This window comes from Fangia hongkongensis FSC776 = DSM 21703, assembly GCF_000379445.1.
In the GTDB taxonomy this organism is placed as follows: domain Bacteria; phylum Pseudomonadota; class Gammaproteobacteria; order Francisellales; family Francisellaceae; genus Fangia; species Fangia hongkongensis.
In genome coordinates this window covers 1-14,450 of record NZ_KB902252.1, presented here as the reverse complement: position 1 = coordinate 14,450, position 14,450 = coordinate 1, and the positions used below count along the sequence as shown (strand labels likewise).

Below are 14,450 nucleotides of genomic sequence, written 5' to 3'. Positions count from 1 at the left end.
AAAATTATTAATATAAAGCCGTATATTTACTTCTAAAACAGTTAATCTAGAAGCGTACTATACTCTTTCAAAAAACTTTCAAAACTTGTTCGAACAGACGATGCTCTACTTGCTACAGCATTCGAGAAACTTTTAGGTGCTCCTTTAATACCATTTATGCCTGATTTTGTCTTAGTTATTAGCTCTGTCTTTATAATACTTGCTTTTGAAACTGGGACTCGAGAATCAGCAATGTGAAATGAGTGACCAACGCCAGAAGTAAGAGAAGTCATCCCTTTTGCATCCATAGCATTATCCGCCATTTTAGAAGTAGCCCTCTCCGTCAGCTCCTTCGCTCCCTTTTTTCCTGCAAGCGTAAGCCCAATATTAGCTGCCATATCTGGTAAGGTTGATACAAAATTTAATAAAATACTCATACTGTTGTATTGATCATTGCTTAAAGACCGTGCATCACCTTTAAACGCCTTGACATCATCTGCAATTAATACGCCACCAAGTACTGCACTTCCTGCAATTCCAGCACTTGCTACCAAACCTGTTACCAACCCAACTCCAGCACTTGCCAAAGTTGTTGCTCCAAATAGAACTGACATAGCGACCATAGTAGAAGTTTGAGCAATACCACTTGTGGCCATAATTTTTTCTTGTTCTCTAGTCTTTTTAATATATTCTCGTGTATTGCCATTTTCTGTCATATCGCTGATGGCAACGTGCCCAGAAGGATCAGCAAACATTACAGGGTTCCCATTTGCAAAAGCATAGCCATTAATTCCGCCTTCCAAAAATGGTGAAAGCGTATCAGGTCTTTGAAAGGCACCGAGTTTGGGGTTATATATTCTGGTTCCTCTGCCTAATGGTTGTAAAGAGCTACTCTCATCAGTAAACTCACCATGAAAACCTATATTTGCATTTGCTGTTTCATCACCTGAAAGTAGCGTTTTTTCACCATATGGTGTATAGGAAAACATTGCCAAAAGCCTACTGTCTTCTGACACAACTGACAGTATATTTGCCATTATGTCATCAAAGCTATAACGAATATCTCCATCACTTGTTTTATTTGCAATTTGAGAATATCCATCATAAATATAAGAGCTGAGCTCACCGTCCTTATCTGAGTGGAGTAGGCCTAAGTCACTATAAATTAATTTTTGTTTTTCTGAACCTGTATTAACAACACTTAACTCACCCAAAGCATTATATAAATACTGAGTGCTTTGAGCGTTCTCATTTGTTAAGGTTTTTAATTGGCCAAGTGGTGTATAACTTAATGTATTACCGGCTTGATCAGTTATCATATTGCCAGATGCATCATAGAGAAGTGTATGAATACCCAAATTATCAGTATAACGCTTGAGTCTATCTGGATAATTCACATCATACTGATAACTGACTGTCGTCGGTGCAATAGAGCTTTGATATGAAGTGGTAAGGGTTTTAATGCTCCCCATATCATTATACTCATAACTTTGTCCTGAAATAACACCGTCAAAAACCTGTGGGCACCCCGCACCACTACATGTATAATTGATTAGACGATTCATATCATCATAAGCGTATAACTCTTCTAGTTGCGAGGTGAGGCTCACATCACTTTTACGGATGATTTTGACGATACTATTTAGTTTATTGTATTGATATGCCAACCTCATAATCATCTTATTTTCAGTTGATGAATACACGCTTTGGGCGTTTACACGACCCAGTGCATCATAACCATATTTTTCCTGAAGACTCGATTGAGGGTAGTCCCGAGAAGTCAACTGCCCCTTTGTATTATAATGGTTTTCAACAATCGTAATCCCATTATAATTGGCTTTATAGAGCCTTCCTTGTAAGTCATAGTAAAACGCGGCAGTATTACCCTCAGCATCAACCAATCCTGTTAAGCGCTGTAAAGCATCGTACTGATATGTAATAGGGTAATTTTTACCGTCAATTGTAAACTCAGCTGTAGCTGTCTTCCCTTGCAGTGTATAGCTATAAACTGCACTTTGCGTTTCATTCGCATGATTATTTAATCTATTGACATCATCATATTGATAGTGTGCATCATACACACCAGCATACAAGCTAGACACACACAAACAAGCTGATGTGATAAGCGACAGCGTTTTTTTAACATTCATATTCTTCACCTTAATTCACAAAGTAGTTGAATGATTTACCTCAAAAAAATGGCTTCTACTTTTTATTAGAATGGGCACTATAAGCCTCTAGATTGTTTCTACTTTTTTCTGAGATAATATCAAAGGATATAGCGTCAAGCGCTTGGCTCATCAACAGTAACATCTGTCGGTAAATTAAGGTCATTATAACTATAGCTGATCGTATCACCACGCGCTGTAGTGACACTATCTTGTAAACCATTATTATTGTAGCTATAACTGTAAAGTGCAATACCTAATGGATCTAACTGCTTAGAGACTCTGCCTCCATCATCATATTCAAGTGTACCAAGGTGATATGTTTTACTTGGCGTTGATAGCGCAATAGTTTCAACATTATTCAATAAGCCAAAGTCTTTTTTAATGATGTTTCCATTGGGAAGCACTGTTTCAATTTCTTGATTAAACTGATCATAGTTAACTTGTGTCTTATTACCGTCTGTGTCAGTGACGGTATTTTGTCTATTAAGTGCATCATAGCCGTATTGAGTGTTTGTATAGTAGCAAGTACCGCCAGTTGCATTCACACAAGTTCCACTAATAGCTTTATTTACAAACTCAAAAATAAGCGCCAATGGAAGCTCTGGGTTAAAAAGTAGAGCGCCTTTAATTTCATCAACACTACCACTTAAATCTGCGCCATACCATGATAAAAACATATCACTCTCATCAAGCGCCATTGTATCATTTGCAGGCTTTAGAATTGCATCATTAAAGTTTTTGCTCACAAAGGGCAATGTATACTCTGCAATAACTCTATTTGCATCATCAAATTTCTGAACCTGTATACTGTCAATATGACATGAGTAACCTTGATCTCCTATTCTACAAAATGGATTGGTTAAACTACTTTGCATAGAGGCAATTGCATACAAAGAAAAACTAATACTTGTGTTATATACAGGATCATAGGCGGAGACATTTGTAATTCCATTTGTTGATGTAGCTATCATTGTTCTACCATCATCCAGATATTGATAATAGGTTTTAAGCTCTCCTTCAGGTAAATAAACTGTCTTTTGTGATGCTTGCCCATTATCACCATACTCAGTTGCACTTAGCTTCACTAAAGTATTTGTAACACTACTTGTAATATAGCTTTCTATTTCACGGCCAGCACCATCGCTCAGCACTTTCTCTTTAGCGCCAGTAGGATACTCGGTTATCATCTCTTGAGTACCATTCAAGGTATTATAGGTGTAATGCGTTTCTAGCGGGTTAGATGAATCGTAGTTATCTATCTTCGTAATCACTCTATTTTGATTATCATATAAATATGCCGTTTTCACTCCTTGTGATTCTGATAACACTAAATTACCTGTGTATTTGCTATAATAGTCTGTTTTTTTAAGTCCTGTTCCAGACTGTGTCGCAGTAGTTATATAGGTATCAAAAGTATAAGAAACGCCACTTTCGGTTTTAATAGTGAGCGGTTGATCAACCTGATAATCATATGTAATGTCATATTGTTTTCCATTAGCGCCAACAAGTGCACTTTTACTTATTTGAGCAAATGCGTATGGGAATGTCACAGCATCATCATAATAACTGTAGTCCATAAATCTATCAGGCACACCCTCATTGCCACTTGCATCAGTAAAGCGTTGCATAGATGTAGCTAAAAGATCAACCTTTTGATTATCTTTAGCCGTAGCCTCTTCATAGGTGTTTGTTGTTGCAATACTAGTATTACCATCTGTGCCTGTGATGGTTGAGTCAGTTAATAAGGTCTTAAACCCTCTGGAATCTGTTTGATATAAATTATGAGTCGTCATTCCTGTTATATCTTGCTGATAGGTCAAATTTGCCTCATCATCATAGTTCATGGTTTGTGTTTGTATCAGTGGCGTTTGGCTGCTATCTTTGAACAAACTATAGGAATAAGTGGTAATTTTGGTTGGTTGATCATAATAGGCTACGACATCAGCAAAATTCATATTCATCTTTTCTAAACCACAAATATTGCCTCCATTTGCTGCAAGTGGATAACAGTACTCCGTGATCGATGCGAGTCTACCTGTCAATTTATCCTCAACCTCTGATTTAACAAGCAAGTGAAACTTGTTATAGGTATCTGTAACAACTGTATCAGGTGTGGTAAGTTTTACCGTATATTTATAGTCTTGCTGTGTCTCTAACAGCGGATCTTTATTACTAACAACATTTATTGATAAACCACTACCAAAAAAGTTATGACCATCTTGGGCATCAAGATCGTATTGATAGACAACTGGCTTTGAATTATCTTGAGTAGAAACCGTCCATGTATCAACCCCATAAACATATGCGCTATCTACAGTAACTTTTTGATAGCTTAGTGCTTCTGTTTTTCCTTGTGGATAGCTAATATTTTGAATTAAACTTACGCCATCTTTCTCTTCGTAGGCAATAGCAATTGGATTACTCTCTTCAGGAAGATAAACTTTATTAATACCATTCGCACCTAAATTTAGCGTATAAACTGCCTCTTTAGCGCTGCCATCACTTTGAGAGGAAATACTAACACTGGCATTTTGATAGTTAATTGTAAGTTTATGCCCATCTGTGTCACTAATCTCATCATATAATGCCTGATTACCCGATTTGTTATAGTGATATGTGATCTCATCACCGTAAATATCTTGTAATTTATACAACCATCCATCTTTATCTAAATACTCTTTAGCACCACTAGCATATACTAGAATAATATTACGATTTTCATCACGCTCAACTTTTAAATCTTTTAATTTATAATACTGCAGGGTATCGTCAGAGTTTAAAAAATATGCCGCGCCAGATGACAAATACAACATGTTAGTCGTTTCATCATAATGCGTTATATTCAGCTGCCAACCCGCACCCAAGCCAAACATATCAGCTGATGAGTTTTGTACATAGATTAAATTCAGCTGAAAGCCATCTCTAAGCCCTTTATTTGTTGTCATATAGCCAACAGGTAGTTGAAACTGATAAGCCCCCGTTTTTTCATCAACATAGCTTTGCTCGCTCGAGCGTGTATTATAGGCATTTGAATAATAATTAGATGCATACAGCGATTGAGCACTGCAAGCCAACATCATCGATAACACCAAAGGTTTCATCATCGTTTTTGAGTTCAACATCTTTCTTTCTCCTTCTCTTAAATTTTTTCTTTTTACATATTGATTCGATAATCATTCAATTCAGGGTTTAATCGGTGATAATAAAAGGTATGCACATTTCCATTTTCATCTTCTAAAGCACCAGAAATGTCAATATCCCCCTCAACACTGGTATCCCTTCTCAAACCATAGGTATATATAGTTAATACAGAGTTATCTTCTGAACTTAGTTCCAGTTGATCAACCCCAATTACATTGCCATATTCAGAGTAAAATACATTCAGATATAACACCTTTTCTATTGAATAACTTTGAATAGAATTGGTTGGCGAAAAATCTAATGTTAATGTGTCGCCTGACATACCAATAGGTGTATTGTGGTAGCTTAAAAATTGGGTTAAGTCGTAATCTAAATAGTCAAAGCTCAAGGGTGTGTTCTGGATCGCTTGAGGCGCTGAAACTAAAACCGTATTGACCGTTTCAGGAGGGGTGAAGAAATTACCATCAAGATCTTCCTGAGTCTGTTTATTTTGACTAAATCGTGGGAAAATTGCCATTTCAATATTTTTTAAATAAGGTGAGCGAACATCTATATAGGATAAAACCTGATTATTTAACTGATCTTTATACAGAGATTGACTGTATGTGTAATATAAGTGCTCTGGGTATTTTCCATCAGGATAACCCCACACTAAATAATCATTTTTTGCATCCATGTAGTTAAAGGTATGGAAGAATTGTTTATATAGCTCCATACATGCAGCCAAGCCATCACTTGAGCATATATCCTCAATTTTTTGCAAGGTATCTGTTGTTACAGTGACAGAAACGGCACTTGTTAGGTTGCTGTATATTTGATTATTTGTCTGCTCAGTTGATAGTTTGATCGAACCTGTTGTATCAATTTCATCCCCTGCAGCAGAGCAAGAAATGTAATCACAAAGTAAAAAAACACCATTATCCAGCATCGCTTTACTTTGCGGCAAACTTAGTGTCCAAGCATTATTACTATTTGATTCTAACAATGCGCCAAAACGAGAATCCTGCTCTACTAGACTATAGCTCATCTGCAAATCCATATTTAGTTCGGCATCAAATACAAAATAAGCCACTTTATTTTCAGGTGCTTCATAGTATTGGCTTTCTGAGCTGAACATTTGTGGGTTATAGATGTTGACTATTAGCTTACCGGCAGTGTAATCATACGAGTTTTTATCTTTCTCTATAAAATCAACAATTTTGTTGTAAAAGTTCTTTGTATAATTCTTAAATGAACTCGGGCTTAAAATCGTATATGCCCCATACTGTCCACCAGAGATGCCAGCAGAATCAATATTATAAATAGTTGAAAATAATTTTTTTCCTTGCAAGTCTGTAAAGATTAATTCTACACGCAGTGGATTGTTATTAAGCACATTACTACTATCCTGATATTTAATAGTGGAAATTGAGGTTTCTCCATCTGAAAGAGTTTTTCCTGTCAGCTCAACATAGCTTGAGCGAATATTTTGCACATCATCACTATGGTAGTCCTCCGTTCTTTGACCATACTGCTGGGTTCCCCATACATCAAAAGTAACCCTTAAATCAGGGTATAACTTAAGGTATAATTTCTCTGGATTAAAGCAATGTGTAGTAGTCGGATACCTTTCATAAAAATGAAAAACATTTTTATCTGGAGTTGCATCGATAATCACATTATCATTTGATGGATCTGGAAATAAATAACACAAATTACTACCAGAGAGTGAGATTTCTGAAGAATACGCACCATTAAATAAAATGGATGCCGCTACTATGCATGAAACTCGCTTTGCTAACCCGATACCCAGCTTTCCATAAGCAATATAATTATTTTTTGTTAATGCTTTTTTCATACCTCCCTCCTTAACCTTTGGTTACACTTGGTGAAATATCAAACGAATGCTTTACACCAAAGTCATCCATCACCACGCCAGTTATCTTCATTTTCCCAGCACCCGATTCATAGTGATAGCCACCGAATGTATCATAGCTAAGCTCATAAGCATCTCGCGCTACCTGCGTTACTTCCAAAGTCCCTGACTCTGGTTTTGCAAACCCATACATGCCGGCACTGATAGATAAATCAACAAGTTTAAAGTCCGTCATATAGTCATCTAAAGCAAACATCAAAATGCAAGATACTTTCCCCGTTTCTGCATTAATATGACACTGTGCTTCTTTAGTCGACAGAGTAAGTCCTTCAGTAAAATTAAGCCCATAGCTATAGTGATAGCTTTGCAAATTCCCTGAGGCATTTATATAAGATAAGTAAGGCTTTAAGCTTGCTTGAGAGTAATCAAATAACTTCTTATTGATGACATTAAAGCTTATTGGATAATACTGTATATCTTCAGCTGAGTTATTATCAACAACACCATTATTCGAATCAATATAGCCGTATGAATAGTAAGTATGGGTCATTTCAAAGTCATCACTATGCTTGGAAACCCCTGGCAAAGCCTCACTATTTACACTGTCATATCGATAAAAGACATCTGCATCAAGATTATCAGGAAACCCCCACTCATACTGAATAAAGGGGTATACATCAGGATCGCCACTCGCCCAAATAAAATGCGAAAACGCCTGCATACCATTTTCAATACTCACGCCTGAAAGCGTGGAACCAACTGGATATCTAAAGGTATAGTTAATAGCATCGCCAGCATAAGCAATATTATCCTTAGCTGTTAGCGCATCACTATTGCTGCTAACAGCCAAATCTCCTGTATAATCCCCTTGTAATTGAGATGCTGTATCTGGCGCAACTAATTTTTGTGTATTGCCATCCACTGTTTCCAGTTTCCAGCCAAAGCGTGCGTCACTTTCAATAATGCTATAGTGTGACTGTTTAGCATTCTCAGAACCCTCATCATTTTTCTCCAACACAAGATAGGCAATCTTTTTATCCGTTATATTTGGATCAAGCCCTTGATAGAAAATGGATATCACAAGCTTCAAGTCTGATTGTTTCAGATGTAATGGAATATCACCATAGAGCTGATAAAAGCTGCTAGGATCGAGAACAACACCATTTTTGGCTTCACCCGACTCTTGATAATAAATATGAGGTGTTATATCCGTATCAGCATCTGCACTTGACCCTAACAGGGTCACTCTCAGCTTAACATTACTACCATTAATGGCTAAATTGTTTTTATCCAGATTAATCTTTAATGTCGGGTTATCTAGTGTTTGATATTTACTGTAATCAGCCCCAAGGTTATAGGTATAATCTAATGCTGTCCCATAATCACTAATTTTACCATGAAGACATTGACCCCATCCATGCCTAGAGATGCATAAAAGTGAAGTCTCGCCATCTTTCACACCATCAAACCGCTGAACATCTGCCTCTGAAAATTTATAGTCACCATCAAGAAACACAGCAGATGATAACATCTTTGAATACCAGCCGGTTTGAGTCAAAAACCTCACATAAATATCACCACTCCCTGCATTTTTATCAATATATACATCTGCAATTTTGCTCGACATACAGTAAATACCCGAGCTTTGACTAAGCGCTTCAGTGACTTCTATATAAGGCTTGTCATTTAAATCACTTACCTTATAATCATCTCTTTTTCTGGTGCCGAGATATGCTTTAGTCCCTACTGGAACTGACGAAAAATTATTAATGCATAAATATGGATCTGCACTTGCTGATCTAGCTGCAGAGTTCCCAGCATTATACGAAAAAAACATAGCTGCACTGATTAAATATAAATAACCCTTTCTCATCATTTCATCCCCATTTGATAATCATTAGCCAAGCGTATAAACATTGACTTCAATATAGAAAAAGATAATAAAATCAATCTAGCAACTGAGCCCGCCCATCTAATGTTGCACCCTTAATGAACCAAGGGTACAACATTAGACACACCCCACATGTGTAACCGGCTCGTTAAAATATTTAATTGATAAAATTACTTACCCTCTTCCCATAAATAAATGTCGCTAGACATCTAAGTAAAATATACGCCATGAATCAAAATAAAGTAATATAGGAAAAAAAACTTTTTCTATAGCATTTAAAATGAATTATTCAGAGGAAATAACATGAAAATAGTGTATGTTATTTTTATATGCTTTAATACTGATAAGCAATCATAGACAACAGCGGCAGACCAGATGTCAGAGCAAGTCCTTTTCTTGTGTAATACATAGGGATAGTAGGAAACTATGAGCGTTACACTCATGGCATAATTAATTACTTGAAACTTAAATTTGCATTTTTTGAGCTAATGGCACGTTGATAATAATAAATAACTCCCATAACAAGCCAACTTAACCCGACCATTAACGAAATGCTACTCATCGAAAACAAAATACTTGCAAGGATACATACTGCACATATAGGCAATATAAATTGCTTCAGCCAAAGACCTATTAATCTAGTCTTTATATTGTGGATATCCTTCATACTAAAGTAGATAACCGAAATATTTAGTAGAATAAAGCCGACAAGTGCGCCAAAATTTACCATCTCACCAATGGTATTTAAAGGCACTAACAGTCCAACCACACACTCAACCACAATAATAATAAAAATATTAAAATGTGGTGTTTTGAAGCGTTTATTTACCTGGCCAAATATTGCCTTTGGTAAAACATTATCTCGCCCCATTGCATACAGTAATCTTGACCCAGCGGTTGTTGCTACAACATTAAAGACAAACATTGACAGAATAAAGCCAGAGGTAAATATAATCGATACAATATTTCCACCTGCCTCTTTAGTAATGAAAAAAAGTGCTGTATTCTGCCAAGTTGGATCAGCTAAATGAGTGCTTAAATGTGATGCCGCCAAAATACCTAAATAACCACAAAGAAACATCGTTAATGCGCCAATACAAATTGAGAGAAAAATTGCCCTAGGAATATCTCTGATCGGGTTTTTCGCCTCCTCTGATAACGTCGTAATAGCATCAAAGCCAAGATAACTTAATACCGCTAAAGAGGTTGCTGTAAATAACGCACTAACACTTGAAATATGAAATGGTAAGGCGCTAAACAAGCCATGCCAACTGCCTGCCTTAACGGTGGCTGCATGTCCCCATGTGATAAAGCTTATAACTAAAACAACTTCCCCTACAAGCAAAAGCCCAAGGCCCAAATTTGCCAATAGTTTTACACCAAATAGATTTATTAATCCCGTAACAAGTGCAAAACCAATAAGCAGCACTGAAAAGGGAATATTTGGAAAATAGTTTTGGAAATATAAAACAGCACTCACTGAGGTAACTGTTGGAATTAAAATATAATCTAATAGCAATATCCAACCTGCAAGAAAGCCCATTTTTTTACCCATGCTCTTGCCAACATAGGTATAGACCGATCCAGATAAAGGAAACTTTCTTACCATAAACACATACGCGTTTGCAGTTAATAACATCGCTAAAAAACCAAGTAAATAGGGTAAGGCAACTGAGCCCCCTGAGCTAGAGGCTATCATACCAAAAATAATCGCTGGCGCTAGGGGAATCATATAATTCACGCCAAAAGCAGTTAATTGCCAAAGGTTTAGTTTTCTTGATAGCTCTTGCTTGTAACCAAATTTTTCTACATTAAAGTTGCTCATTATTAAGAGTCCACATCATCAAATGCCTTAATAAACAAATACGGCCCTTCATAATCTATAATATGCTCATATGGCTTTTCACCATCTAAAGTGAAATCTCGATAAGATACATGACCTAAATTTGTGTAGTTTAGCCTTTCACAAATTGGTTTAGTTGGAGGACTTGTGGCTTCAATCACAATATATCGAAAACCTTTTTGACGTGCTCTTATCTCTGAGAGCTCGACCAATGCCTTCCCAATACCCTTTCCCTGATATTGAGGTTTTACACCTAGTAAATACAGGTGAAAACTCATTTTTTCCTGAGAAGGAATTGTTAAATAACGTGCACTTAACTCGGTAAGCATTTCTAAAAATGGGTGAAAGTTCACACTAATATCATAAAAAATGCTTGCATCTACAGCCATTGGAGAATTAGGGTCTTCATTAATTGCAAAGCCAATGACTTCATTAATCTCTGTATCAACAGCGATAATAGATAGCCGATGACATAAAGATGCCTGACAGTACAAGCGAGAAAACCGCTCAAAACTTGCATAATCAAGCCCTGACTCTCTTGTTAAATATTCATGCTCAACAAAGTGCTCTGTCACAAAACGAATGGTTTCTTCTAATCGTTCAGATGAGAGGATTTCATAAGCTATAGACCCTGCACTATATACTGTGTTTTTATTTTTTTCTTCTATTAACATATCTTGGGGGTTTTTATTGTTTAATTGCACTCTTTGCTGCTTTATATACAGCTTTTAGATTGGGCATATGATCAATATTACTTGTGATTTCTTTGTAAACTATGTCACCATCTGGGGCAACAACGAACACTGATCGCGCGGTAATGCCACGGAGCTCTCCACCTACGACCTGTACTCCATATTTCATCCCAAAGGCTTTATTATCAAAGGCAGATAATACCTTAATATTTGGCAGTGGATGTTTTTTCTCAAACGCATCCACAATAAAAGGCTGATTGGTTGTCACAACGGTAACACTTGCATCGGGTAGCTCTTTAGCCATGTCATTTAATAACATGCTTTGCTGATCACATACAGAGGTGTTAAATGATTCAATTGTTGAGATAATTTGTACCTTGCCTGTTACACCACCAATTGTAACTGGCTTATATCGTGAGTCGACTAAAGTTACAACAGGCGCTCTTTCACCCTTGTGTAACTGCCTATCTGGCAGCATTACCGTGCCGTTTGCATCTGAAGTAATATCTAACGACATTCCAGCAGTACAAGAGGCCATCCCCGCTATGATAACTGATACTTTTAATAATCGTTTCATCGACTTTTACCTCCATATTTCTCCGAGTTATAGAGCATGTATCTCAATGCAGCAGAAATAATATCCATAGAAAAACCTAACCAACTTATATTTTGTTTCTACTTAACTTTGTACTAGGCTGTGTTTATAAGCATGTGTTGTAGCGCTTGATACATAATCAGTATTAGATGCAAACGCAGTGCTTCTTAGCGCTAATACTAGTACCGTCATATATACTGCTATTAATTTTTTCATTATTTTCATTCTCTTAAGTACATTTTTTAATTCACATTACCTAACTAAAAAGCAGGCAAGGACAACGCTCGTAGCAATAAGTAGTATTGGGCTACTAGCAAAAAATAAAAGCTTCCAATCCCTCTTTGATAGGCTTTTTGATGTACCCACTTTATCAATCTCTCGTTTAGCAATTTCTCTAAAGTACCACCCACTATACATAACTGATAATCTTCTTGATAACGAACGTAGGCTTATTTTGATGCGCAATAGCAATAAAGACTATATTAAAAAAAATCAAAAATTAATAATTAGACTCCCTCCAATAAATGCCAAGCTGGGATCTACAGGTAGAAAGAGTCTTCATGAAAGAATTTACTTGTTTATATAATGGAGTGACTAGAATACACGTAGCAATCGTTTTAAGGGGAGATTCACTGCGTCACTCTCTTGTAAAAAAGCATAATCATCCTGCCTGACATAACAAGAAGTCAGATAGTCAGCAAATATTTCAAATACACCTAAATCATCTAATATCGTTGCAACATATGCTCCTGAAAACCCCGGTATATCAAGAATTTCTTTGCTCAAAGATGAATAACGATATACACTATTGGTGCTAATTTCAGCATGTTTTGCAATATCATCTACACTCATTTTAGGAAAGTATACACGATACATTAAAACTTTAAACTGTGATAAGGATAAACCAATCTGACGCGCATACTCATCTATAGCCTCATGCTTAAAAAATAAGGGAAGATACGGTATTTCAGGCGCAACTTTTGAACTAAAACGTAATCCAATCACCTCTTGATTGGTATTCACAATAGCTCTACGATCAATTTCACGATAATAGGTTCTACCTGTATTTAAAGTAATAATGCCGTTGATTTTCACCGACTGAATTTTTTTACTAAGGATTAAATCATCGATAACAGTCAACTGATCTTGTGTTAAAGCATTTGCATAAGGGACTTCAGAAACATGTTTTGCATAATGTTTATAGGGATCATGCTCGCTCGTATTTTCGCCATACGCATCTATAAGGAGTATTTCTCTTTTTGTATTTAAAACTGCAGTTCGAAGTAGTGGTTTATTAATAACCTGCATCACGTCCTATCATATCTTCTGAAAACCTATCCTATTCTAGACAGTTTAGATATGATATGCCAATTACTATGCACTTTGTAATGATTGGTTTTGTCTAAAATAATAATTCAGCAGGTTTTTGTTGCTCTCCCCAAATAAAAATATAGATATTTGCATCATGATTTTTTCCTCATCAGGCAAACTCATACCTGAATTTCTTAAATGGATTATATATTCTGAAAAATTTATCTTTTCTCTATTACTTACCTTACTTGACTTCGGGTAAAAAGATAGCTGTAATGGATGAAATTTAGCCTCATAACCAAAACACTGCAATCCAAGTAGCTCTCTTGTAAATACGCGTGGAACGCCACCTTTCCATAACATCGTTTTGTGTTGCGTTAATAGCTTCAGCCAGACTGCTTGATTATCTGATAGAATATTATTAACACTGCTTTCGCTATATTCTAACCAAATATTTTGAATACAGTCACTTTCTTCCTCATTCAGCGCCACATGAAACTCACAGCCATGAGCACATCCTGCCATGATTAAAGCATCATTTAACAAAGGGCTCCATCTTTGTACACTCAAAATACTCCCCTTTTCCATCACTGCAGCGCTCTTTCCACCATGTAGCTGATGCCTTTGGTGAATAATACTGTCCACCAACTCTTTGTCTGCTTTTTCTTGTGGAGAGTCTGCATTTGATGCCAGTCCAAAGTTAGTTAGTCGCCCCTGAAAAAGTAGCTTTTCACATTGTTTTTGTGTGTTTATTGTTCACTGAACTTTATTTCAAAACTCAAAGATATGCCCTAATTGAGTTGAGCCAGCTTCTTCTGGATAAAAATAAATCAAACAGTGACATGCAGGACACAAATACCCAACCCATCTACCAGAGTGACTCATTTAATCTGTGTCAGGTATGTCTAAACAGGTGTCAATAACCTCATCACATGCTTAAGATTCATTCCCATTCCCGCTGAGATTGCATTA

9 protein-coding genes are annotated in these 14,450 nt (G+C 36.4%); all 9 read right to left on the bottom strand.

The annotated features are described in order from the left end of the window. Nucleotides 1–41 precede the first annotated feature (41 nt). On the bottom strand, nucleotides 42–2,129 hold the full coding sequence (locus A37Q_RS0107290) for an RHS repeat domain-containing protein (RefSeq protein WP_018299625.1): 2,088 nt from the start codon (nucleotides 2,127–2,129) through the stop codon (nucleotides 42–44). Nucleotides 2,130–2,263: 134 nt separating this feature from the next. Beyond that, nucleotides 2,264–5,272 carry a hypothetical protein gene (locus A37Q_RS0107285; RefSeq protein WP_018299624.1) on the bottom strand — a complete coding sequence of 1,003 codons (3,009 nt, stop codon included), beginning with the start codon at nucleotides 5,270–5,272 and terminating at the stop codon, nucleotides 2,264–2,266. Between the two features lie 32 nt (nucleotides 5,273–5,304). Beyond that, on the bottom strand, nucleotides 5,305–7,128 hold the full coding sequence (locus A37Q_RS0107280; RefSeq protein WP_018299623.1) for a hypothetical protein: 1,824 nt from the start codon (nucleotides 7,126–7,128) through the stop codon (nucleotides 5,305–5,307). A 10-nt stretch (nucleotides 7,129–7,138) separates the two neighbouring features. Then, a complete protein-coding gene (locus A37Q_RS0107275) occupies nucleotides 7,139–9,022 on the bottom strand; it encodes a hypothetical protein (RefSeq protein WP_154648644.1) in 1,884 nt (627 codons plus the stop codon). A 469-nt stretch (nucleotides 9,023–9,491) separates the two neighbouring features. Beyond that, nucleotides 9,492–10,862, bottom strand: coding sequence for an APC family permease (locus A37Q_RS16110; protein WP_018299621.1), 1,371 nt, complete (start codon nucleotides 10,860–10,862; stop codon nucleotides 9,492–9,494). Between the two features lie 2 nt (nucleotides 10,863–10,864). Further along, the gene (locus tag A37Q_RS0107265; RefSeq protein WP_018299620.1) at nucleotides 10,865–11,584 is read right to left on the bottom strand and encodes a GNAT family N-acetyltransferase; all 720 of its coding nucleotides are present in this window, start codon (nucleotides 11,582–11,584) and stop codon (nucleotides 10,865–10,867) included. Next, nucleotides 11,568–12,149, bottom strand: a complete 582-nt coding sequence (locus A37Q_RS0107260) for a redoxin family protein (RefSeq protein WP_018299619.1) — start codon at nucleotides 12,147–12,149, stop codon at nucleotides 11,568–11,570. The genes A37Q_RS0107265 and A37Q_RS0107260 overlap by 17 nt, the downstream gene beginning before the upstream one ends. Nucleotides 12,150–12,761: 612 nt before the next feature. Then, the gene (locus tag A37Q_RS0107250; protein WP_018299617.1) at nucleotides 12,762–13,475 is read right to left on the bottom strand and encodes a hypothetical protein; all 714 of its coding nucleotides are present in this window, start codon (nucleotides 13,473–13,475) and stop codon (nucleotides 12,762–12,764) included. 66 nt (nucleotides 13,476–13,541) lie between these two features. Next, entirely contained in the window at nucleotides 13,542–14,024 is a 483-nt protein-coding gene (locus A37Q_RS0107245) for a hypothetical protein (RefSeq protein ID WP_154648643.1), read from the bottom strand. Between the last annotated feature and the right edge of the window lie 426 nt (nucleotides 14,025–14,450).